Source organism: Nitratireductor aestuarii (assembly GCF_014641695.1).
GTDB classification, from domain to species: domain Bacteria; phylum Pseudomonadota; class Alphaproteobacteria; order Rhizobiales; family Rhizobiaceae; genus Chelativorans; species Chelativorans aestuarii.
Genome location: NZ_BMIF01000007.1, coordinates 42,273 through 64,052, shown reverse-complemented (window position 1 = coordinate 64,052; position 21,780 = coordinate 42,273). Strand labels below are relative to the sequence as shown.

19 protein-coding genes are annotated in these 21,780 nt (G+C 60.8%); 10 read left to right on the top strand and 9 right to left on the bottom strand.

From position 1 onward, the window contains the following. The first annotated feature begins 264 nt into the window (after positions 1 to 264). Positions 265 to 4,080 carry an AsmA family protein gene (locus IEX27_RS12220; RefSeq protein WP_280516490.1) on the top strand — a complete coding sequence of 1,272 codons (3,816 nt, stop codon included), beginning with the start codon at positions 265 to 267 and terminating at the stop codon, positions 4,078 to 4,080. Here IEX27_RS12220 and IEX27_RS12215 read toward each other — a convergent pair. The 6 genes from IEX27_RS12215 to dgcA form a co-directional block, all read right to left on the bottom strand. Beyond that, the gene (locus tag IEX27_RS12215) at positions 4,067 to 4,294 is read right to left on the bottom strand and encodes a ribbon-helix-helix domain-containing protein (RefSeq protein WP_188721534.1); all 228 of its coding nucleotides are present in this window, start codon (positions 4,292 to 4,294) and stop codon (positions 4,067 to 4,069) included. The two genes, IEX27_RS12220 and IEX27_RS12215, sit on opposite strands and share 14 nt — an antisense overlap. Positions 4,295 to 4,296: 2 nt before the next feature. Beyond that, positions 4,297 to 4,503, bottom strand: coding sequence for a DUF4169 family protein (locus IEX27_RS12210; protein ID WP_188721344.1), 207 nt, complete (start codon positions 4,501 to 4,503; stop codon positions 4,297 to 4,299). 2 nt (positions 4,504 to 4,505) lie between these two features. Next, the gene (locus IEX27_RS12205; protein WP_188721533.1) at positions 4,506 to 5,051 is read right to left on the bottom strand and encodes an SspB family protein; all 546 of its coding nucleotides are present in this window, start codon (positions 5,049 to 5,051) and stop codon (positions 4,506 to 4,508) included. Positions 5,052 to 5,193: 142 nt separating this feature from the next. After that, on the bottom strand, positions 5,194 to 7,506 hold the full coding sequence (locus IEX27_RS12200; protein ID WP_188721343.1) for an NADP-dependent malic enzyme: 2,313 nt from the start codon (positions 7,504 to 7,506) through the stop codon (positions 5,194 to 5,196). A gap of 37 nt (positions 7,507 to 7,543) precedes the next feature. Beyond that, positions 7,544 to 8,386 carry a fumarylacetoacetate hydrolase family protein gene (locus IEX27_RS12195; protein ID WP_188721342.1) on the bottom strand — a complete coding sequence of 281 codons (843 nt, stop codon included), beginning with the start codon at positions 8,384 to 8,386 and terminating at the stop codon, positions 7,544 to 7,546. Positions 8,387 to 8,505: 119 nt separating this feature from the next. Then, on the bottom strand, positions 8,506 to 9,492 hold the full coding sequence (dgcA, locus tag IEX27_RS12190; protein ID WP_188721341.1) for an N-acetyl-D-Glu racemase DgcA: 987 nt from the start codon (positions 9,490 to 9,492) through the stop codon (positions 8,506 to 8,508). 121 nt (positions 9,493 to 9,613) lie between these two features. Here dgcA and IEX27_RS12185 point away from each other — a divergent pair, with 121 nt between their 5' ends. The 4 genes from IEX27_RS12185 to IEX27_RS12170 all read left to right on the top strand — a co-directional run bounded on the left by IEX27_RS12185 (position 9,614) and on the right by IEX27_RS12170 (position 13,661). Beyond that, positions 9,614 to 10,786 carry an ABC transporter permease gene (locus IEX27_RS12185; protein WP_188721340.1) on the top strand — a complete coding sequence of 391 codons (1,173 nt, stop codon included), beginning with the start codon at positions 9,614 to 9,616 and terminating at the stop codon, positions 10,784 to 10,786. Beyond that, on the top strand, positions 10,786 to 11,616 hold the full coding sequence (locus IEX27_RS12180) for an ABC transporter ATP-binding protein (protein ID WP_188721339.1): 831 nt from the start codon (positions 10,786 to 10,788) through the stop codon (positions 11,614 to 11,616). Before IEX27_RS12185 ends, IEX27_RS12180 begins: the two co-directional genes overlap by 1 nt. After that, positions 11,606 to 12,979 carry an MlaD family protein gene (locus IEX27_RS12175; RefSeq protein WP_188721338.1) on the top strand — a complete coding sequence of 458 codons (1,374 nt, stop codon included), beginning with the start codon at positions 11,606 to 11,608 and terminating at the stop codon, positions 12,977 to 12,979. The genes IEX27_RS12180 and IEX27_RS12175 overlap by 11 nt, the downstream gene beginning before the upstream one ends. A gap of 79 nt (positions 12,980 to 13,058) precedes the next feature. After that, positions 13,059 to 13,661: an ABC-type transport auxiliary lipoprotein family protein gene (locus IEX27_RS12170; RefSeq protein WP_188721337.1), complete on the top strand. Its 603-nt coding sequence runs from the start codon at positions 13,059 to 13,061 to the stop codon at positions 13,659 to 13,661. 126 nt (positions 13,662 to 13,787) lie between these two features. On the opposite strand, the gene glnA is transcribed toward IEX27_RS12170, so the two are convergent. Both glnA and IEX27_RS12160 read right to left on the bottom strand, forming a co-directional pair. Further along, positions 13,788 to 15,197 (bottom strand): type I glutamate--ammonia ligase, encoded by a 1,410-nt coding sequence (gene glnA, locus IEX27_RS12165; RefSeq protein WP_188721336.1) that lies wholly within the window; start codon positions 15,195 to 15,197, stop codon positions 13,788 to 13,790. Positions 15,198 to 15,249: 52 nt separating this feature from the next. Then, positions 15,250 to 15,588, bottom strand: coding sequence for a P-II family nitrogen regulator (locus tag IEX27_RS12160; RefSeq protein WP_188721335.1), 339 nt, complete (start codon positions 15,586 to 15,588; stop codon positions 15,250 to 15,252). 303 nt (positions 15,589 to 15,891) lie between these two features. Here IEX27_RS12160 and IEX27_RS12155 point away from each other — a divergent pair, with 303 nt between their 5' ends. Next, on the top strand, positions 15,892 to 17,403 hold the full coding sequence (locus IEX27_RS12155; protein WP_188721334.1) for an NAD(P)H-hydrate dehydratase: 1,512 nt from the start codon (positions 15,892 to 15,894) through the stop codon (positions 17,401 to 17,403). A gap of 3 nt (positions 17,404 to 17,406) precedes the next feature. Here IEX27_RS12155 and IEX27_RS12150 read toward each other — a convergent pair whose 3' ends face one another. After that, positions 17,407 to 17,658, bottom strand: coding sequence for a hypothetical protein (locus IEX27_RS12150; protein ID WP_244630348.1), 252 nt, complete (start codon positions 17,656 to 17,658; stop codon positions 17,407 to 17,409). A 319-nt stretch (positions 17,659 to 17,977) separates the two neighbouring features. Here IEX27_RS12150 and cysP point away from each other — a divergent pair, with 319 nt between their 5' ends. From cysP to IEX27_RS12130, 4 genes are all read left to right on the top strand, one after another. Beyond that, complete coding sequence (gene cysP / locus IEX27_RS12145) at positions 17,978 to 18,964, top strand: thiosulfate ABC transporter substrate-binding protein CysP (RefSeq protein ID WP_188721333.1); 987 nt, start codon at positions 17,978 to 17,980, stop codon at positions 18,962 to 18,964. A 112-nt stretch (positions 18,965 to 19,076) separates the two neighbouring features. After that, a complete protein-coding gene (gene cysT, locus IEX27_RS12140; protein ID WP_210315536.1) occupies positions 19,077 to 19,859 on the top strand; it encodes a sulfate ABC transporter permease subunit CysT in 783 nt (260 codons plus the stop codon). A gap of 2 nt (positions 19,860 to 19,861) precedes the next feature. Then, on the top strand, positions 19,862 to 20,746 hold the full coding sequence (gene cysW / locus IEX27_RS12135) for a sulfate ABC transporter permease subunit CysW (RefSeq protein ID WP_188721331.1): 885 nt from the start codon (positions 19,862 to 19,864) through the stop codon (positions 20,744 to 20,746). Beyond that, on the top strand, positions 20,743 to 21,768 hold the full coding sequence (locus IEX27_RS12130; RefSeq protein ID WP_188721330.1) for a sulfate/molybdate ABC transporter ATP-binding protein: 1,026 nt from the start codon (positions 20,743 to 20,745) through the stop codon (positions 21,766 to 21,768). Before cysW ends, IEX27_RS12130 begins: the two co-directional genes overlap by 4 nt. The last annotated feature ends 12 nt before the right edge of the window (positions 21,769 to 21,780 follow it).

Genomic DNA, 21,780 nt, shown 5'->3' with positions numbered 1-21,780 from the left:
TGCTTTGTTCTGATCAGGCCTGTAGCTGCGTAAAATCCACGATTGTTCAGAATGGCAATTCGCACCAAAATATAACTCGTTGTGGGATAATTGTTCAGAGGCTGCACAACTGCATCTGTGCCGCTATATCGGGGCCAACACATTTTTCGCGGATGGTGAACCCTCTTTGGTTTGTCTCGTTGTGGCCCAGGATTGCTGTTAGTCTTGTCGTACTGAAAAATTCGCAGTGCGCTTGCGTGGTGATGAAACGTAGGGAGTTGAAAACTGGCTAGGCTCTTCGTCTTCTTAGGCGGGCTTGTGGTGCTGCTGCTGACAGCTGCGCTCGTGGCTCCCTATTTCATCGATTGGGCCAATTACCGTGCCGACTTCGAACGCCAGGCCGGGATCATCCTGGGCCGTGACGTTCGCGTGGAAGGGTCTGCCCGCGCACGGCTCCTGCCATTCCCTTCTGTCACCTTCAGCGACGTGGTCGTTGCCGGTACGACGCCTGACGAGCCAGCAATGACCATCGAAGAATTTTCGATGGATGCGGAGCTCGCTCCATTCCTGAGCGGTGAGGTGCTGATCTTCGACATGCGCTTGGTACGGCCCCGCGCCAACATCCGCATCGACGACGAAGGGCGCGTTGATTGGGCCATGCGGCCATCCTCGCCCTTCGATCCGCAGCAGGTAAGCCTGGAGCGGCTGACCGTAACTGACGGAAGCATTACGGTTCATCGTGGCGCCAACCAGCGTAGTATCGTGCTGAGCGACATCAACAGCGAACTCTCCGCTCGCTCTCTCGCAGGGCCATGGCGGGTGCAGGGCCAGTTGAAGGTTGACGGACTGCCAATGAGGGTCTCGGGTTCCACCGGAACAGGAAGCGCCGAGGGCATCCGCATTCGCGTTTCGGCCCAGCCGGAGGGCCTGCCTTTCGCGCTGGATGTCGACGGTCAGGCAAGCGTCAGCGAAGGCAAGGCCCAATATGCGGGCAATTTCGATCTGCGCTCCTTTGCCGATGTTCAGACAAACGCGGAAAATCCAGCGCCACCGGTGATAGCGAACCGAGTGACCGGCAAGTTCAACCTCAGCCACCAACGCCTGGGCATTGACGAGTTCCGACTGGTTTCGGGAACGGCAGAAGATCCTTATACGGCGGATGGTCATGCAGAGCTTGCCTTCGGCATCGATCCATCCTTCTCGATTGTCGCGGACGGGGCGCAGTTGCGCTGGGAGGGTTCGGCCGATCAGGCGGACAAGTCGTTGATCACGGCGGGTGAACGCATCGCTGCCTTTGCGAATTTCGTGTCTGGCCTGCCGAAGCCGTCCATCCCGGGCACCGTTTCGGTCAACCTCCCGGCGATCGTGGCGGGCGATACGACAATCCGAGACATCAAGGTTCAGGCCGAACCTGTGGCGGAAGGCTGGAGCATCAGCTCCGTCGCCGCGACCCTGCCGGGCCGCACCCGCTTTGAAGGCAAGGGGCTTCTCGCCGTAGGTGACGAGGTCTCGTTTGCCGGCAAGATGTTGCTCGCCATCTCCCAGCCCTCGGGGTTTGCCATGTGGGTGGCCCGCGATGTGGATGACGCAATCCGCCGTCTTCCGGCCGCTGGCTTCAGCGCCGATGTGACGCTGAGCGCCACCCAGCAGACTTTCGAGAACCTTGAGCTCATCCTGGGCGAAGCACGGTTTGGCGGGCGTCTGGAGCGGCAGAGTCCGGCTGATCGCCGTGCATCGATCCTCGTCTCGCTCGATGGCGGACGTCTGGATGTCGACGGGCTGCGGGCCTTTGCCTCGCTTTTCATCGATGAACAGGGGCAGAACCGCGTCGCCGATCACGATGTCGACGTAGAGTTTGCTGCCGGACCCGTCGTGTCGCGCGGCATTGAAGCCGAGCGTATCGAGACGGAGCTTCGCCTGCGCGAGCAGGTGCTGGAAATTGATCGCTTCTCCGCAACCGGCCTGGCGGGCGCAAATGTCAGCGCCACGGGACGCATCGAGACCCTCTCGGCGAATCCCGCCGGCAGCGTCGACGCCACCATCGTCGCCGTCGATCTAGCTCCCTTCGTGAGTCTGCTTGCCCAGAACCTGCCGGATGTCCGGCCGATCCAGCTCCTCGCGCGCAATGCCTCCCTCTATCCGGGCCTGCTGGAAGAGGGGAAGGTGGACATTCTCGCTGGCCGTTCTGTCGATGGCTCCAGCAATCTGACTGTGAAAGGTGTCGCGGGCGGCACCGACTTCACGCTGAACGGAAGCGCGCAGGATCTTGCCCTTGGCGCTGATACACCGATTGAACTGCAGCTGACGGCACGCAATGCCGAGCCTGCAAATCTCTACGCGCTGGTGGGTCTGCCGGGACTGCCCTTGGGATTTGCTGGGGACGCCACGCTTGAAGCAAGCCTTTCCGGAAAGCTCGCAGACGGTGCGGCTACCACGGTGACCTTCAAGGGCGAGGATCTTGCCGCGACGTTTAACGGCACGGTGGCCCGCGACGAGGACCAGTTCAACTCCCGTGGCGAAGTGGAGCTAAGATCCGGAGACCTGGAACCTTGGCTGTCTGCTGCCGGCATTGCGTTGCCGGGCTTTGGCTATGGTCTTCCGGCGGAAATCAGAGCCTCGATCGACGTGGGCGAGAAGCTCGCCGTAATCAGCGATGTGACGGGCCAGATCGCCGGTTCGAGCCTTCACGGGGATCTCAACGCCGAGATGCGCAACAGCATCCCGCACGTCACCGGCGAGCTCCACCTGGGCACGCTTGATCTTGCGCTTGCCGTGGAGATGGTGACCGGTAGCGAGGCGCTGCAACCGGGGGAGGGTACATGGCCCGAAGCCTCGCTTCAACGCCAGCCGAGCATGCCCTTCACGGCCGATGTGGATCTGACGACCGAGCGCCTTTGGCTGGGCGACTGGACAGCCGCTGAGTCTGCCAACATGCAGCTGCGGCTCGACACCGAACGCCTGGCGCTTTCCAACGTGTCCGGTACGCTTTTTGGTGGCCGCGTGAAGGGACTGACGGAGCTGCGCAATGATCAGGGAACCGGGCTTCTCTCTGCCCAGTTCGAGCTCGAAGAAGTGCCGCTCTTGAAGCTGCTGCCGGAGAGTGGTCTGTCCGGTTCCGCCAACGTGAATGCGACCGTCAGCGCCACCGGCAAATCGGTCAACGCGCTCGTTGTAGCGCTGTCCGGCTCGGGGTCGGCCACGCTCAAGGATATAGCCATCTCAGGCCTTAACCCACAGGCGTTCAAGCTGTTGCTCGAAAAGGCCGATGAGCTTGGCCCCGAGGTCGATGCATCTCATATCGAAACCTTCGCACCTGACATCATCAGGAACGGTAAATTCGAGGCGGGCTCAGCCGAACTTGCCTTCACTGTGGCCAATGGCGTTGCCCGTTTCCCGCCGCTGCAGCTCGCCAACGAAGGGGCACGCATGAGCGTTGAAGGGTCGGCAAACTTCCGCGACCGCAGCGTTTCTGCCTCGGGAAGTCTCACCTTTGAACCGGGTATCGATGCGGTGGCAGGTGCGGACCCGACCGTACGCTTCAGCCTGTCCGGCCCGCTGGGAGAAGCGGCCAGCACGCTCGACACCGAGCCGCTCGCTCAGTTCCTGACCCAGCGCGCTCTGGAGCGCGAGCAGGACCGCGTCGAACACATGCAGGCGGTTCTGCTGGAGACGCAGCGGCTGCGCCGTGAACAGCGCTATTATGAGCAGCAGGCGGCGATCCGTGCGGCGGAAGAGGCTGAGCGTATCCGCATTGAGCGCGAGGCCGAACGTAGCCGCAAGGCGGCGGAAGAGGCGCGCCGGCAGCGCGAGGAGGCAGAACGCCGCGCTGCAGAAGAAAAGCGCAAGGCGGCGGAGGCAGCGCGTCGGGCTGCTGAGGAAAAGCGTCGGCTGGAAGTCCAGAAGCAGATGGAGCGGGAGCAGCAGCAGATCCCCCAGATCAGGATCCCGCCCCAGGGCCTTGTTGCACCCGTCACTCCATCGCCGGCTGGGGGTGGGTCCAACTCCATGCTCAACTACAACTCCGGCGAAACGCAGGGCACCCGCAGGCTGACGCCTGACGAGAACCGCCGCCGGCTTTTCGAGCTGTTCAATTCGCGTTGACGGAGACCTTCGCCTTTAGGTCGTTGAGCACGAAGAGGCGCAGGGCGGACGAGAGGTTGATTTCGCGGGGACGGGCATCGTCGATCTCCGCGATCAGGGCAGCGACGGCCTGACTGCGCTCACGCGCGATACGCTGGATTTCCTCGAAGAATTCATCCTCAAGCGAAAAGCTCGTGCGGTGGCCGTGAAGGGTCACCGAACGTTTGCGCTGCAGGCTCATTTCTCAGCGTCGTCCTCGGGTGGGGTGTCTTCCTGCAGAAGGTGAGAATCGAGCCTCTTCTTCTCGATTTCACTTAGTTTTTTGGCGCGATCACGCTCGGCGAGCGTGCGGCCGAACTTGATCCGGTTCTCCTCGGCCTGACGTTCCTTGTCAGACCGCGCCTTGGCCTTTCGTCGTGCCCTGAGGTTGACGACTTCGCCCATCCTTATTTCTTCCGGAAGGCATCCAATGAGACGACTTCGGCGCCCTTGTTGCCGGAACCGTCCGCATCAGGTTTGTCTTCAGCGTCCGCTTTCTTCGGCTGCTTCGCCTTCTTGGGCTTGTCAGCGGCCTTGCCAGCCTCAGCGTCACGCGGCTGGAATTCCTGCACGGGAGCCTCGTCGGCAACAGCCGGACGGACGTCGTCGAACTCCATCTCGAAGTTCGCATGCGGATCGTAGAAGCCGCGGATGGCCGAGTAGGGGATCTCGAGCTTCTCCGGAACGTCGGAGAAGGAAAGCACGATCTCGAAACCCTTTTCGTGCGCCTTCAGGTCCCAGTACTGGTGCTGGATGACGATTGTCATCTGCTCGGGGTAACGCTCGCGCAACGCGCTGGAAATGCGCACACCCGGCGCCGTCGTGACGAAGGTAATGAAGAAATGATGCTCGCCCGGCAGGCCAGCCTGCGCTGTTTCCTGCAGCACTTTGCGTATGACGCCGCGTGCAGCTTCCTGCACAAGAATGTCGTAGCGGATGCGATCGTCGGCCATAATTACAGCAGTCTCTTTCACGCGTTGTCTTCGCGAATAGCTCTAAAGAAGCTTGCAGAAGACGTAAACCGGTTAATTGGTGAGAAGCACAGCTGGCGATTATTTGGGTATATCGCCAGCTGGTTTCCATCCGGTCCGCTTCTTAAGCCACGCCGTTTTTTGCGTTCCAGGCTTCAACGGCTGCGAAAGCCGTCATGTTCACGATGCCGCGCGAGGTGACCGACGGGGTGAGGATATGCGCTGGCTTCGCCACGCCGAGCAGGATCGGGCCCACATGGAGCGCATCCGTCATCGTCTTCACCGTCGTAAGCGTGATGTTCGCTGAATCGAGGTCGGGGAAGACGAGCAGGTTCGCTTCGCCGCTCATGTTCGCATGCGGATAGATGCGCTGACGCAACGCCTCGTTCAGCGCGGCATCGCCGTTCATCTCGCCTTCGACGGCCAGTTCCGGCGCCACCTGGTGCAGCGTGCTCACCGCGCGGCGCATCTTGAGCGCGCTTTCGGAATCGCGCGAGCCGAAGTTGGAATGCGACAGCAGCGCTGCCTTGGGTTCGATGCCGAAGCGGCGGATCTCCTTGGCCGCGAGCAGCGTCATCTCGACGATTTCTTCGGCTGTCGGATTGTGCGTCACGAAAGTGTCGGTGAAGAATGTAACACCGCGCTGCATGATCAGCATGGAAAGGGCCGAGAGTTCCTTCACCCCTTCGCCGCGACCGATGATCATGTCGACATAGCGCAGGTGCCGTTCGAACCGGCCTTCCAGGCCGCAGAGCATCGCGTCGGCTTCGTCGCGCATCATGGCAAGTGCGGCGATCACCGTGTTGTTGGTGCGCACCAGCAGGCGGGCTGCTTCCGTGTTGACGCCGCGACGCCCGGTCAGGCGGATGAGCAGCTCCACATAGTCGCGGTAGCGCGGATCGTCCTCGGGGTTGATGATGTCGAACTCGCTGCCCGCGCGTATCTTCAGGCCATAGCGCTTGAGACGCGTCTCGATGACATGCGGACGGCCGATCAGTACCGGATAGGCGATGCCTTCTTCGTGTGCGACCTGCGCGGCGCGCAGCACGCGCTCGTCCTCGCCATCCGCATAGATGACGCGCTGGCGATTGGCCTGCTTGGCGGCCGAGAACACGGGCTTCATCACGAAGCCGGTGCGGAACACAAAGCGGTTGAGCTTGTCCAGATAGGCGTCCATGTCCTCGATCGGGCGCGTGGCGACGCCGGTTTCCATTGCAGCCTTGGCGACAGCCGGTGCAACGCGCAGGATGAGACGTGGATCGAAGGGCGAGGGGATCAGGAACTCCGGTCCGAAGATCGGCGTCTCGCCTGAATAGGCGCGGGCGGCAACATCGGACGGCTCCTCCTGGGCGAGAGCCGCGATGGCATGAACCGCTGCAAGCTTCATCTCCTCGTTGATCGCGGTCGCGCCGACATCAAGCGCGCCACGGAAGATGTACGGAAAGCAGATGACGTTGTTGACCTGGTTCGGGAAGTCCGAACGACCCGTGCAGATCATCGCGTCTGGCCGGGCCTGGCGCGCGAGGTCCGGCATGATTTCCGGCGTCGGATTGGCGAGCGCCAGGATCAACGGCTTCTCGTTCATTTCGGCGAGAAGCTCGGGCTTCAGCACGCCAGCGGCAGAGAGGCCGAGGAACACGTCAGCACCGCCGATCACGTCAGCAAGGGTGCGAGCCTCGGTGTCCTTGAGATAGGGCTCCTTCCACCGGTCCATCTCCTCGACGCGGCCCTTGTAGGCGACGCCGAAGCGGTCGGTAATCCAGATGTTCTCCGTTTTGGCCCCAAGCGAGACGAGCAGGTTGAGGCAGGCGAGCGCAGCCGCACCAGCGCCCGAAGTCACGATCTTGGCAGTCCTGATATCCTTGCCGGCAAGCTGGAGGCCGTTCATCACGGCAGCCGCAACGATGATCGCCGTGCCATGCTGGTCGTCATGGAAGACCGGAATCGACATCCGCGCCTTCAGCTGTTCTTCGACCTCGAAGCACTCCGGCGCCTTGATGTCCTCAAGGTTGATGCCGCCGAAGGTAGGTTCAAGCGCCGCAATCGTCTCGACCATGCGCTCGATCTCGGGCGCGTCGATCTCGATGTCGAAGACGTTGATGTCTGCGAACTTCTTGAACAGGACGGCCTTGCCTTCCATCACGGGCTTTGAGGCGAGGGGGCCGATGTTGCCGAGGCCCAGCACCGCCGTTCCGTTGGAGATGACGGCAACGAGATTGGCGCGCGACGTGTAGTCAGCTGCGAGTGCCGGATTTTCGTGGATCGCAAGGCAGGGCGCCGCCACGCCGGGCGAATAGGCAAGAGCCAGGTCGCGCTGGTTGCCGAGCGATTTAGTCGACTGGATCTCAAGCTTGCCCGGTACCGGGTAGCGATGAAAAAAGAGCGCAGCCTCCGTGAGATCCGAATTGTTCGCGGTCTTGCGCGCGTCTTCCGCCATCGTCCATCCCTTTCCCAAACGTGAATCGCTTTGTAACTTAGCGACTTATAACCTTTTGTTTCTGTTCGCCCAACCCGGCAATTCCAAGGCGCATTTCATCACCTGCTTTGAGGAAAATCTGGGGCGTCTTTCCGAGGCCGACGCCGGGTGGCGTTCCTGTCGTGATGACGTCGCCGGGCTCGAGCACCATGAATTGCGACAGATAGGAGATGAGATGCGCGACGGAGAAGATCATCGTGCTGGTATTGCCGCGCTGCATGGGCTCGCCGTTGAGGTCGAGGAAGAGCTCCAGGTTCTGCACGTCTGCGATCTCGTCAGGCGTGACGATCCAGGGTCCGAGCGGTCCGAAGGTGGGAGCGCTCTTGCCCTTGATCCACTGGCCGCCGCGTTCCATCTGGTACTCGCGCTCGGAGACGTCATTGCAGACGGCATAGCCGAAGACTTTCGACAGCGCCTTTTCTTCAGGCACATAATGGCAGCGTTCGCCGATGATCACGGCGAGCTCCACTTCCCAGTCGCCCTTTGTCGAACCCTTGGGCAGGATCACGTCGTCTGTCGGGCCGGAGAGCGAGCTGGGCGCCTTCGAGAAGATGATCGGCTCGGACGGAATGGCTGCACCGGTTTCTGCCGCGTGATCGGCGTAGTTCAGGCCGATGGCAATGAAATGCCCGGTGCGGGCGATCGGTGCGCCGATGCGCACGCCATTCGGCACGACCGGCAGAGTATCGAGATCGGCATCGAGCAGGATCTTGATGAGCGCGGGCGAGATCGTGTCTGGGCTGTAGTCGCGCACGAGAGAGGAAACATCGCGGATGCTCCCGTCATCCAGCTGCACTGCCGGCTTTTCTGACCCAAAGCTGCCAAACCGAAGTAATTTCAACGTGATTCCGCCAAATCCTGAAACCTTGATTCAAATCTTTTCTATGCCGGAACGGTTTCACTTTCCGAAGCTGGATGCAATCATAGATATCTGCCAAAAAGTCCAGAGCCTGTTGCCAATCAGCCCCAAAGCTCCGGCTCGGGCGGATGAACGGATGCTCCTTCATAGAGAAGGCCGGGGTTGCGATCCCTGGCGAGAAGCAGCGGCCCGTCGAGATCGACGAACTGGGCGCCCTGCGCAACGAGGATGGCGGGCGCCATGGCAAGCGATGTGCCGACCATGCAGCCAACCATGATCGAGAAGCCAAGCCGCTCGGCTTCAGCCTTCAACAGAAGCGCTTCGGTGAGACCACCCGTCTTGTCGAGCTTGATGTTCACCGCGTCATAACGGCCGCGCAGCTGCACGAGATCCTTGCGCGTATGAAGGCTTTCGTCGGCGCAGATCGGAACCGTATGGGACACCTCCGCGAGGCCATCGTCCCGTCCCGCAGGCAGCGGCTGCTCAATGAGGGCGACGCCGAATTCGGTCGCGATGCGCAGATTTTCTTCGAGATTGTGCTCGGTCCAGCCTTCGTTGGCGTCAAGGATCAGCTGGCTGTTGGGCGCGGCCCGGCGGACAGCCTCGATCCGCTCGGCGTCGCCTTCAGGCATCCCGACCTTGAACTTCAGCACGGGACGGGACGCATGGCGCCCTGCCTCCCGCGCCATTTCTTCGGGCGTCCCCAGCGAAATTGTCTGAGTCGTAACAAGCGGTTGCGGCGCGTTTTGGCCAATCAGCTGGAACACGCGTCGGCCCTGCATCTTGGCTTCCAGATCCCAGAGGGCGCAATCGACGGCATTGCGGGCGGCACCGGCCCGAAAGCGTTCGGCGAGCTCTTCGCGGGTCATCCCGCCGGCGATTGCGTCCGCCATCTCGCTGATCTGGGCGGTGACGCTTTCCACCGTTTCGCCGTAACGCGGGTAAGGGACGCATTCACCGCGTCCGGCAAAATCGCCGTCCTGGATGGTGCAGACGAGCACTACGGCCTCCGTCTTTGCACCACGTGCTATCCGGAAGGTTCCAGCGATGGGGAAACGCTCCACCTCGACCGACAAACTGCACTTCATGGTCGTCACCTTGCAAAGCTACTGTTATGCTGCCTGTTAAACCCTTTGGGGCCAGCTGCGAAAGCAGTTTCCTTGATAGCGTGAGAGCTTTAAGAATGAGGCAACGTCGCAAGGGATTCTGATGCAGCTGGACATTGACGAGGGCAGAAACGGCACTGCCACGGAAGCAGCGTTCCACTTGAGCGAAGTGGATGGCGTGATGACGTGCGAACTATCGGGCGATTGGACAACCCACACTGTTGGCGAGGTCGACCGCGAGTTCCGGCAGCTGGAAAGCCGCGAGGGGTTTTCCGCGCTGCATCTCGATCTTTCCGGCATCCGCTACATCGACACGGCAGGAGCGTGGCTCATTGCCCGCATGATCCAGCGGCAGGAGAAGCAGGGCACGAAGGTGGAGATCAGCCGCCAGTCCGAGGCCGCTTCGATCCTGTTGAGCGCCGTGGCTGAGACGGCTGACAATCCGGATGTTCCGGAAGATGCCTCCAGGCGCTTCAATCCGCTCGGAGTGTTTGAAGCTGTTGGGCGGGGCGTCTTCCTGCTGCGCAGCGATATCATCTACGGCCTGCACATCCTGGGCGCCACAGTCGGTGGCGCGCAAATGAAGCTTGGTGGCAAGCAGTCGATCAACCCGAATGCTATCGTCTCGCAGATCGACCGGATGGGCGTGAAGGCCATCCCGATCGTCGTGCTGATGTCGGCGATCGTAGGCGCAATCATTGCCCAGCAGGGCGCTTTCCAGCTGCGCTACTTCGGTGCTGAAATATTCGTGGTCGACATGGTCGGCATTCTGGTGCTGCGCGAATTGGGCGTGCTGCTCACCGCCATCATGATTGCCGGCCGCTCCGGCAGTGCGATCACCGCCGAAATCGGCACCATGAAGATGCGCGAGGAGGTCGACGCGCTGACGGTGATCGGCCTCAACCCGTTGGGGGTCCTGGTATTCCCGCGGCTGGTGGCGCTCGTCATCGCGCTGCCGTGCCTCACCATCATCGCGAACTTCGCCGCTCTTGGCGGGGCGATCCTCGTCTCGTGGACCTATTCGGACATAACGCCTGCTGCGTTTATCGAGCGGATGAGGACCGCCATTGATCTAACCAGCATCTTTGCGGGTTTGATCAAGGCGCCCTTCATGGCGATGATCATCGGCATCATCGCTTCAGTGGAGGGCATGAAGGTGGGCGGCAGCGCGGAGTCGCTTGGTGAACGCGTCACTGCGTCGGTTGTTAAGGCTATCTTCATCGTCATCGTTCTCGATGGCTTTTTCGCCATTTTCTACGCCCAGATCGATTTTTGATGAGCACAGACAACGACATGCCGCAGCAGGGCGGAGCGCGTGATGAGGTGATCCTGGAGGTGCGGGATGTCGTCGTTCGCTTCGGCAAGAACACGATCCTGGACCATCTGAACCTCGACGTTCGGCGCGGTGAAATCCTTGGTTTCGTCGGCGCATCGGGTGCGGGCAAGTCGGTGCTGCTGCGCACGGTCCTTGGCCTCATCCCGCGCGTAGGCGGCACGATCAGGATGTTCGGTCAGGATCTGGCGACGGTGAGCGACGCCGATCGGGTCAAGATCGACATGCGCCAGGGTGTGTTGTTCCAGCACGGTGCGCTGTTCTCCGGCCTGACAGTGCTGGAAAACATCCAGGTTCCGATGCGCGAATATCTGAACCTGCCGAAGAAGCTGATGGACGAGCTGGCGCTTCTGAAGCTGGAACTCGTGGGACTGCCGCGCAACGCCGCGCACAAGTTTCCGTCGGAGTTGTCGGGCGGCATGATCAAGCGCGCAGCACTGGCCCGCGCACTCTCGCTCGACCCGGATATTGTGTTTCTGGACGAGCCCACCTCGGGCCTCGACCCTATCGGTGCGGCCGAGTTTGATGAACTTGTGGCGCAAATGCGCGACACGATGGGCCTGACCGTGTATATGGTGACCCATGATCTGGACAGTCTGTTAAGCGTTTGTGACCGTATAGCTGTTCTCGGAAACAAGAAAATCTTGGTGGAAGGTACCGTTGAAGAGATGATGGCAAGCGAGGAGGCCTGGGTGAAAGCCTACTTCCGGGGTAAGCGCGCACGCACCATCGTTCAGCCGGGCCCACCAACGGAAAAGATGTATGGAAACTAGAGCAAACTACGTCATCGTCGGGATTTTCACGGTCCTTTCGATCCTGGCGGCCTTCGGTTTCGTGTACTGGACGGCCGGCTACGGCGACCAGGGCGCAACCGCGCAGCTGCGTTTCCGTATTCCCGGATCCGCGACCGGCCTCGGTCGTGGCAGTGCCGTGCTCTTCAATGGCGTGAAGGTGGGTGATGTCCAGCGCGTCTATCTTGACCCGCAGAACCCGCGCGTGGCGATCGCCGACACGGTGGTGCTCCGCTGGACCCCGGTGACACAGTCTACCAAGGCTGACGTGGGGCTCGCGGGCCTGACGGGCCAGGCCAGCATCGAAATGACCGGCGGCGACCCGAACGAGCCCAATCTTCTGGATCTGGCGGAGCAAAACGATCAGATCGCAACGATGGACGCCACGCCTTCCGCGCTCGCGAACCTCCTGCAGGCAACGCAGAACCTGATGACCCGAGCCGACGCAGCCGTGGCCCAGCTTGAAGGCCTGGTGACGGATTCGCGCGGCCCTCTCACAGAGACGTTTGAGAACGTTAGTAAGTTCACCAAGGCTCTCGGCGACAATGCGGAGAACATCGACAAGTTTCTCACAAGCGCTGGCGAACTCTCCGAGACCGTCTCAAGCGTATCCGAGCGCCTCGACTCCACGCTCGCGGCTGCTGAAAGCCTGATCAATGCGGTTGATCGGGACAAGGTCGCCGCAGTCATCGATGATGTCTCAAGCTTCACGGCTCAGCTCTCCACTGCCGGTGAGCGCCTCGACAGCATCTCCGCTGGCGTGGACAGCGCCGTTGCCTCGATTAACAGGTTCTCGACCGATGCCAATGCCACGCTGGAAAAGGTCGACAAGGCCGTCAGCGCCGTCGATCCAGCAGCCGTCGAAACCATCGTCCGGAACTTCTCCGACGCGAGCGGCAAGGTGGATCGCGCATCCGAACAGATCGCCCGGATCAGCGAAACCATCGGTGGTCGCGAAGAGGACATCAACCAGTTCATCGATGACGCCAAGGAAATTGCATCCCGTCTGAACCAGGCTTCTACCCGCGTGGACGGCGTTCTGGCGAAGCTCGACGGTCTTCTCGGATCAGACGATGCGGGTGATCTGATGGGAGATGCCCGCGCGACGCTTGCTTCGTTCCGCCAGGTGGCTGACACGCTCAACGCGCGCATCGGCACCATCACGGACGGGCTCGCCCGCTTCTCCGGTAACGGTCTGCGCGACATTGAGGCGCTGGTGAGTGAGAGCCGCCGTTCGATCAGCCGGATCGAACAGGCGATTACGGATTTTGAGCAGAACCCACAGCGCATCATCACTGGGGGAGACGGCACGGTTCGCCGCTACGACGGACGGGCCCGCCGTTGACAATCAGCCCTGACGCCAGCAAGAAAGAAAATCCGATGCTCACCGGAGACCGGAATCAGTCTGGAGCCAGCTTTTGCCATTGAAGATAGCTTTACCTGGGACCATCGCCGCGTCGCTCATTCTCACCGGCTGTGCTGCTATTCCGGGGCTCGGACCAGCTCCGGTTGATGCGTTTGATATTTCAGCTCCGCTGAAGGTTTCCGCTCCGCGCCGGCTCTCCCGTACGCAGATCCTTGTACCGGAACCGACCGCCCTCAAGCTTCTCGACGGTGAGGACATCGCCATTCGCCTTGGCGGCAGCTCGGTGCAGCTCCTGAAGGGCGCCCGCTGGGCAGACCGTTTGCCAAAGCTCGTACAGGCCCGTGTCATCGAGGCCCTGCAGCGCTCCAACAGCTTTGCCGGCGTGGGCCGTCCAGGTGAGGGGCTCGCGATCGACTATCAGATCGTGATCGAGATCCGCTCGTTCGAGGTCAGGGTTGGGGCAGGTGGCGGCGACACGGCCCACGTCGATCTCTTTGTGCGCCTGCTGAACGATCGCAATGGCAACGTACGCGCCTCTCGCAGCTTCCAGGCCCTGGTGCCTGTCACGGGGCAGGGCTCGGATGCTTTTGCGAACGCCCTGAACGAAGCCTTCCAGAAGACCGCAACCGAAATCGTCAGCTGGACCAGCGCCTCGATCTGAGCCTTACTTGGCTCAAGCAATAGTCCCCCGGCCTGTCGCAGCGCTTTAGGCGCTGCGTTTTTTTATGGCATTCGCACAAACAAAAACCCCGGCCAGTGGCCGGGGTTTTCGTTAAGTTCGAATGGCTTACGCCGAGTAGTACATGTCGAACTCGATCGGGTGCGGCGCCATTTCGAAACGCAGCACTTCGGTCATCTTCAGCTCGATGAAGGAGTCGATCATGTCGTCATCGAACACGCCGCCAGCCTTCAGGAACGCGCGGTCCTGGTCGAGGCTCTGGAGAGCTTCACGCAGGCTGCCGCAGACGGTCGGGATCTCCTTGAGTTCCTTTGCAGGAAGATCGTAGAGGTCCTTGTCCATTGCCTGGCCGGGGTGGATCTTGTTCTTGATGCCGTCAAGACCAGCCATCAGCATGGCAGCGAAGGCGAGGTACGGGTTCGCGGTCGGATCCGGGAAGCGGACCTCGAGGCGCTTTGCCTTCGGGTTGGAGCCGAACGGAATACGGCAGGAAGCCGAACGGTTACGAGCCGAGTAGGCGAGCAGAACCGGAGCTTCGAAGCCCGGGACCAGACGCTTGTAGGAGTTGGTCGACGGGTTGGTGAAGGCGTTCAGAGCCTTGGCGTGCTTGATGATACCGCCGATGTAGAACAGGCAGTTCTCGGACAGGCCAGCGTATTCGTTACCAGCAAACGTCGGCTTGCCGTCTTTCCAGATCGACTGGTGAACGTGCATGCCCGAGCCGTTGTCGCCGTAGATCGGCTTCGGCATGAAGGTAGCGGTCTTGCCGTAGGAGTTGGCAACCTGATGCACGACGTACTTGTAGATCTGCATCTGGTCAGCGGACGACAGCATCGGAGCGAACTTGATGCCGAGCTCGTGCTGAGCAGAAGCCACCTCGTGGTGGTGCTTCTCGACCGTGACGTTCATCTCCTTGAGGACGGTGAGCATCTCGGAGCGCATGTCCTGCAGGGAGTCGATCGGCGGGACCGGGAAGTAACCACCCTTGACGCGCGGACGGTGACCGAGGTTGCCGGTCTCGTACTCGGTGTCGTCGTTGGACGGCAGCTCGCTGGAGTCAAGCTTGAAGCCGGTGTTGTACGGGTCGGCCTTGTACTTGACGTCGTCGAAGACGAAGAACTCAGCTTCCGGACCGAAGAATGCGGTGTCGCCGATGCCTTCAGCGCGGAGGTAAGCCTGGGCGCGCTTGGCAATGCCGCGCGGATCGCGGTTGTAGCCTTCGCCCGAAACCGGGTCGAGGATGTCGCAGAAGATCACCAGCGTGGACTGTGCGAAGAAAGGATCGACGTGGACGGTTTCCGGATCCGGCATGAGGACCATGTCGGACTCGTTGATGGCCTTCCAGCCAGCAATGGACGAACCGTCGAACATGACGCCGTCGGCGAACATGTCTTCATCGACCAGATCGACATCCATGGTGACATGCTGAAGCTTGCCCCGTGGATCGGTAAAGCGAAGATCGACGAACTTGATGTCGTCTTCCTTGATGCGCTTCAGAATATCCTGTGCTGTCGTCATTTTAGGTTTCACCCCTTGGTATAGGTACTTTTTTGTTTGTGTAGGTTGTTCGTTAGACTGCGTCTGGTCCGGTCTCGCCGGTACGGATGCGGACGACTTCCTCCACGTTGGAGACGAAGATCTTGCCGTCGCCGATTCTACCGGTTTGAGCTGCCTTACGGATGGCCTCGATCGCGGCATCAACCATTTCGTCGACCAAAACCACTTCGATCTTCACTTTTGGAAGAAAATCCACGACATATTCAGCCCCGCGGTAAAGCTCGGTGTGGCCTTTCTGACGGCCAAAACCCTTAGCTTCGGTAACGGTGATGCCCTGCAGGCCGACCTCCTGAAGGGCTTCCTTCACTTCGTCGAGCTTGAAAGGCTTAATAATTGCCTCGATCTTTTTCATGGTTCGGCGGACTCCGATTGATGCAGTAAGCGGTTAACCCGCTTGTGACTAGTAATAAGCATGAAGCGTGCCAGACTGCTTCTGAGGTGCTGGAATCCGCAATTTTGCTCCTTCCGGCCTTCCTATCGCACGCTGGTTAACAGTTCCACTTAGCTTCAAGTGCGATAATGAGGCACTTTACAGGTGAAATTGTTCCACGTCTGCACAAAAACTAGCCGATATGCTCAATAACTAAGCACAAGAGTTGCCGATTTACCCGGCCGCCCGTTTGCGCCACTATTGGCTGGAACGGGACTATAGCACATGCACGAACTCCTCACTCCGCAACAAATGGCAGAGGCCGACCGTCTCGCCGCCGAATGCATTGGCGAGAGCTATCCGTTGATGCTGCGGGCAGGAGAGGTGTTGGCGCAGATCATCCTGGAACGTTTTGTCGAGGTTCGGGCCGTCGATGTTCTCTGTGGTCCGGGCAATAATGGCGGTGACGGCTATGTGCTGGCGACGATCCTCCGCGAGCATGGACTTGGCGTCAGGATCTGGAGGGCCGAGGAGCCTGCTGCTGGCACCGATGCGGCCCGTGCAGCCGGCGAGTGCACGGTCGAGCGGTTCGATCTGGCTTCGTTCCAACCGGACACAAGCAATCTTGTCGTGGATGCCCTGTTTGGGGCAGGGCTGGCCCGCCCGCTCGAAGGCGTCTATGGCGACGCGCTGCGCCGGTGCGCGGAAGCGAAGGCTCCCATTCTCGCAGTCGATCTGCCATCCGGCGTTTCCGGCGGAAGCGGGCAGGTGATTGGGACAGCCGCTGCGGCAGAGTTGACCGTGACATTCTTCCGCAAGAAGCCGGGGCATCTGCTTTTTCCCGGCCGCAGCCTCTGCGGCGAGGTTGTAGTTGCCGACATCGGCATTCCGGGCAATGTACTGCAGTCCATAGATATCAGGTGTCACGAGAACCTTTCGTCGTCCTGGCGGCATTTGCTGCCGCGTCCCTCCTTCGACAGCCACAAGTACAGAAGAGGGCACGTTGGCGTTTTTTCAGGCGGCACCACCGCAACCGGTGCCGCGCGCATGTCTGCGATGGCCGCTGCCCGGGCCGGTGCCGGCGCGGTCACCCTGCTGTCGCCCGCATCGGCCCTGGCGGTGAATGCGGTGCATCTGACCTCAATCATGCTGCGCCGCATAGAGGACCCGGAGGAACTTTCCACCTTCCTCAATGAACGTGAGCTTGCGTCTGTGGTTCTGGGGCCGGGCTTTGGACTGGGCGAAAAGGTGCGGAACTTCGCCGACGTCCTTCTGCGCTTCACCTCAAGGTCAGGCAGGCGATTGAAGGTTGTGCTCGATGCCGATGCTTTGACGGGCTTTGCCGGCGATCCAGAACCGCTCTTTGAGGCAGCGAAGGAAAATGGCGGCGGCACTGTGCTGACGCCGCACGAAGGCGAGTTCGCGCGCATCTTCCCGGATATTGCTGCAGCCGCCGAACTCTCGAAGGTGGATCGGGCAAGGCAGGCCGCCGAGCGCAGCGGCGCCGTCATGGTGCTGAAAGGTGCGGACACGGTGATTGCATACCCGGATGGTCAGGCTGCGATCAACAGCAACGGAACGCCTTATCTGGCGACTGCTGGCTCAGGTGATGTGTTGGCCGGGATGATTGCGGGGCTGATGGCGCAGGGCATGCCACCGTTTGAAGCCGCCTGCGCAGCCGTCTATCTTCACGCGGAAACTGCCCGTTCTCTGGGACCGGGTCTCATTGCGGAAGATCTGCCTGCGAGATTGCCGGTTATCCTGAGCGCGTATCTCGAACCGCCGGCGCGAGGATGAAGCTTAAAATGCCAGAACGAAGGCGGAGGCCATGGCCATTACGGTGGCGATGCCAACCAGGATCATGAACGTGCGCGGACGGTCGAGGAAGACTGCATAGCCCGCGATCCAGGCAGCGGTGGCCGATCCCAGCGCAAAGAAGAAGGCGTCCTTCTCACCGAAGGTCAGGGCGGCAGCCATCAGACCCCCAATGATGATGGAGCTGAAGGCGATAATGATTGCTACCGCATAGGTGTCGTAGTTTGGATTCATCATCAGCCTCATTCTTCGCAACAGCTGCGCGAGCGTTCACCGTCTACTTAGTTTACTTTGCCGGCGGCACGCACGGCCCATAATGCACAATACCCAGAGAAATTTAAGTGGCGGTTTAGATTATCCATCGCTCCCTGTTGCCTATAAGCCGCACAGAACCATGAGAGACGTCGCACGATACGTTCGTGCGCAAAAGGAATCTCTCAGATGCACCAATTTCGAAATGCAGTTCTCATGTGAGGGTAGGAACTAGCTGCCGGTCCCTCGGCACTGGAAGTTTCCCCGGCTACATTTTCGGCAACTTTGGATCAGGGGAAAACTTATGAAGGCCTTGTTGCTTGCTACCGCCGTATTTGGCGCTTCACTCATCGCGCCGCTGCACGCCCAGGAACCGGACAAGATCCTGAATGCTTCGTACGATATCTCGCGCGAGCTCTTCGCCAAGATCAACGAGGCCTACACCGCTGCCCATCCAGGTAAGACGATTGACCAGTCCCACGGTGGCTCCTCCCGCCAGGCCCGCGCGATCCTCGAAGGTCTTGAAGCCGACGTCGTCACCTTCAACCAGGTGACGGACATCGACGCGCTGGTGAAGGGCGGCTTCGTTTCCGACGATTGGCAGAGTGAGTTCGGCAACAACGCGTCTCCATTCTACTCCTTCCCGGCCTTCCTGGTCCGTGAGGGCAATCCGAAGAACGTGAAGAACTGGGACGACCTCGTTCGTGACGATGTGAAGGTGATCTTCCCGAACCCGAAGACCTCAGGCAACGCACGCTATACTTACCTGGCCGCGACCGCCTACGCCAAGGAAGCCTTTGGTGACGACGACGCCAAGATCGCCGAGTTCGTTGGCAAGATTTTTGACAACGTTCCTGTGTTCGACACCGGCGGCCGTGCTGCCACCACCACTTTCGTGGAGCGTGAAATCGGCGACGTCCTGATCACCTTCGAGGCCGAGACACGTGGCATTGCCAAGGAGTTTGGCGAGGACAAGTTCGACATCGTCGTTCCGGAAGTCAGCGTTCTGGCCGAGTTCCCGGTCGCTATCGTTGACAAGGTGGTCGACAAGCGCGGTTCACGTGAGTTCGCCAAGAACTACCTCGACTTCCTCTACACGCCTGAAGGTCAGCGCATCCTTGCCGAGAACGGCAACCGCGTGCATGACGAGACCGTGGCAGCCGAGTTCAAGGACGAGTTCCCGGAAGTTCGTCTCGTAACGGTCGAGGACGTGTTCGGCGGCTGGCAGAAGATCCAGGAAGAACACTTTGCCTCCGGCGCCCTGCTGGATAAGATCTACGGTAATCGGTAACCGATAGGCATACGATTGCAAAACGGCCGGTGACCTTTGTCGCTGGCCGTCTTCATGTTGATAGGAAATCGTCTTGCGCCAGCGTCGCATCCTGCCAGGCTTCGGACTCTCGATGGGCATCACGCTTTGCTATGTGGCAGTGATTGTAGCGCTGCCGATCGGAGCGCTTGTTTTCAAGGCGGCGAGCCTTGGGCCAGAAGACTATTGGCGCATCGTCACTTCGGCGCGTGCGCTCGCCAGCTACCGCGTCACAGTTCTTTCCGCCGCAGCTGCTACGGCTTTCAATCTTGTCTTCGGCCTCGCGCTCGCCTGGGCACTCGTGCGCTATCAATTTCCGGGCCGTCGCCTGATCGACGCTATGGTGGACCTGCCGTTCGCGCTTCCCACCGCGGTGGCGGGCATCGCGCTCACCACTGTCTTTGCGTCCAACGGCTGGTTCGGCAGCTTCCTTGCGTCCATGAACATAAAGGTGGTCTACACGCCGCTGGGCATCATGGTGGCGATGGCTTTCACTAGTCTCCCATTCATCGTGCGAACGGTGCAGCCGGTGCTGGAAGACCTTGATCCAGCACTGGAGGAAGCAGCCCAGTCGCTTGGCAGCTCCGATTTGAACATCTTCCGCCGGGTCATCCTGCCCTTGCTCACACCAGCGCTGCTGGCGGGCACGTCGCTCGCATTCGCCCGCAGCTTGGGTGAATTTGGTGCGATCATCTTCATCGCGGGCAACCAGCCGATGGAGACGGAGATCACTGCGTTGCTCGCCTTCATACGGCTCGAGGAATATGACTATCCGGCTGCTGCCGCGATCGCCTCCGTCATGCTCTTCGCAGCATTCGTCATGCTGGCGGTCACCAATTATCTGCAGGCCCGCGCCCTGCGCTACACGGCGAGGTAAGGATGACGAGCCGCAAACCGCCGCGCGTTGGCGACAGCCCCACATTCCGCCGCTTCCTGATCGCCTTCGTGCTCATCGTCGGAACGCTTCTCATCGCCGCGCCGCTCGCTGTCATATTCGCACAGGCCTTCTCGAAGGGATGGCCGACCTTCGCATCGACGATTGCGCATCCAGATACCCGCCACGCGATCTTCCTCACGGTTGTGACCGCCTTGATCGCGGTACCGATCAACACGGTATTCGGCATCGCGGCAGCCTGGGCGCTGACCAAGTTCGACTTTCGCGGCAAACGGCTGCTGACGATCCTGATCGAACTGCCGTTCTCCATCTCGCCGATCGTGGCGGGCGTTGCCTATCTCTTCGTCTATGGCCTGCAGGGCCTCTTCGGCCCGCTGCTGCAATCGGCAGACATCAAGATCCTCTTCGCGTTGCCAGGCATCGTGCTTGCCTCAATGTTCGTGACCGCACCCTTTGTCGCGCGTGAATTGATCCCGCTGATGCAGGCGCAGGGCAGGGACCTTGAGGAGGCGGCGACTTCTCTTGGCGCTTCCGGTTGGCGCACCTTCTTCTACGTCACGTTGCCCAACATCCGCTGGGCGATGCTCTATGGCATCGTGCTCTGCAATGCGCGCCTGATGGGCGAGTTCGGCGCCGTATCCGTGGTCTCCGGCAACATCCGCGGGCAGACCAACACGCTGCCGCTTCACATCGAGCTGCTCTACCACGACTATCAGACCGTCGGCGCATTCGCAGCCGCCTCCATCCTCACTGTTCTGGCGCTGGTGACCATCGTCGCCAAGGTCTTGCTGGAACGTCAGGGCGCAGGCCGTCACCATGGATCGGCGCTGGCCGGACCCGTCGCAGTTTCTCAGGATACCACCCGATGAAGATCACGCTCGATAATGTCGTGAAGACCTTTGACACCTTCCGCGCCGTTCACGGCGTCTCGCTTGAAATCGAGAGCGGCGAGCTGCTGGCGCTGCTGGGGCCTTCCGGGTCCGGCAAGACGACGATCCTGCGCATGGTGGCGGGGCTGGAATTTCCCGACAGCGGACGCATCCTCTTTGGCGACGTGGATGCGACGGACATTCCCGTCCGCGAGCGTGGCGTCGGCTTCGTGTTCCAGCACTACGCGCTTTTCCCGCACATGACGGTGGCTGAAAACATCGCCTTCGGCATGAAGGTCTCGAAGGTTCGCCGCAGCAGGGCGGAGATCGATGCTCGCGTGAACCAGCTGCTGCAGCTCGTAAAGCTGCCGGGGCTCGGCAACCGCTTCCCCTCGCAGATTTCAGGCGGTCAGCGCCAGCGCGTGGCGCTCGCCCGTGCACTCGCCGTCGATCCAAAGGTACTGCTGCTCGACGAACCCTTTGGCGCACTGGATGCCAACGTTCGCCGCGACCTGCGCCGCTGGCTGCGTGAGATCCATCAGGAACTCGGAATCACGACGATCTTCGTCACTCACGATCAGGAGGAGGCGCTCGACCTCGCGGATCGTGTCGTCATCCTGGATCAGGGCAAGATCGCCCAGATGGGTACCCCGCGCGACGTCTGCCGCAATCCGAACTCCGCCTTCGTCACACGCTTTCTTGGCGACGCCAACCGATTCTCTGGCGTGTCGAGCAACGGTCGCGTGACCGTCGCTGGAGTGGAGGTTGCAACAGCCGCGATTCCTGACGGGCCGGCCGAGATGTACGTCCGCCCGACGGATCTGATCTGGTCGCGTGAAGGGCAGGGCGTTCCGGTGAGGATCACCCGCGTTCTTGATCGCGCCGACGGCCGCCGCATTCTTGCCGAGACCGAAGACGGCACGCACATCGAGATCGATGCTGACGTGGACCTTGACGTGGAAGCAGGTCAGCGTGGCTTTGTGCAGGTCAAGCGGGCAAACGTGTATGGGGCCGGTGCTTGAGGGAAGGCTGAA

What these genes read in the sequence shown, in the direction of transcription:
- IEX27_RS12200 (WP_188721343.1), bottom strand. Translation starts at nt 7,506, where the DNA reads ATGGCGGAAGACGCGCGCAAGACCGCGAACAATTCGGATCTCACGGAG.
- cysT (WP_210315536.1), top strand. Translation starts at nt 19,077, where the DNA reads ATGGGCATCACGCTTTGCTATGTGGCAGTGATTGTAGCGCTGCCGATC.
- IEX27_RS12205 (WP_188721533.1), bottom strand. Translation starts at nt 5,051, where the DNA reads ATGGCCGACGATCGCATCCGCTACGACATTCTTGTGCAGGAAGCTGCA.
- IEX27_RS12180 (WP_188721339.1), top strand. Translation starts at nt 10,786, where the DNA reads ATGAGCACAGACAACGACATGCCGCAGCAGGGCGGAGCGCGTGATGAG.
- IEX27_RS12175 (WP_188721338.1), top strand. Translation starts at nt 11,606, where the DNA reads ATGGAAACTAGAGCAAACTACGTCATCGTCGGGATTTTCACGGTCCTT.
- IEX27_RS12130 (WP_188721330.1), top strand. Translation starts at nt 20,743, where the DNA reads ATGAAGATCACGCTCGATAATGTCGTGAAGACCTTTGACACCTTCCGC.
- cysP (WP_188721333.1), top strand. Translation starts at nt 17,978, where the DNA reads ATGAAGGCCTTGTTGCTTGCTACCGCCGTATTTGGCGCTTCACTCATC.
- cysW (WP_188721331.1), top strand. Translation starts at nt 19,862, where the DNA reads ATGACGAGCCGCAAACCGCCGCGCGTTGGCGACAGCCCCACATTCCGC.
- IEX27_RS12160 (WP_188721335.1), bottom strand. Translation starts at nt 15,588, where the DNA reads ATGAAAAAGATCGAGGCAATTATTAAGCCTTTCAAGCTCGACGAAGTG.
- IEX27_RS12185 (WP_188721340.1), top strand. Translation starts at nt 9,614, where the DNA reads ATGCAGCTGGACATTGACGAGGGCAGAAACGGCACTGCCACGGAAGCA.
- IEX27_RS12155 (WP_188721334.1), top strand. Translation starts at nt 15,892, where the DNA reads ATGCACGAACTCCTCACTCCGCAACAAATGGCAGAGGCCGACCGTCTC.
- glnA (WP_188721336.1), bottom strand. Translation starts at nt 15,197, where the DNA reads ATGACGACAGCACAGGATATTCTGAAGCGCATCAAGGAAGACGACATC.
- IEX27_RS12150 (WP_244630348.1), bottom strand. Translation starts at nt 17,658, where the DNA reads ATGATGAATCCAAACTACGACACCTATGCGGTAGCAATCATTATCGCC.
- IEX27_RS12210 (WP_188721344.1), bottom strand. Translation starts at nt 4,503, where the DNA reads ATGGGCGAAGTCGTCAACCTCAGGGCACGACGAAAGGCCAAGGCGCGG.
- dgcA (WP_188721341.1), bottom strand. Translation starts at nt 9,492, where the DNA reads ATGAAGTGCAGTTTGTCGGTCGAGGTGGAGCGTTTCCCCATCGCTGGA.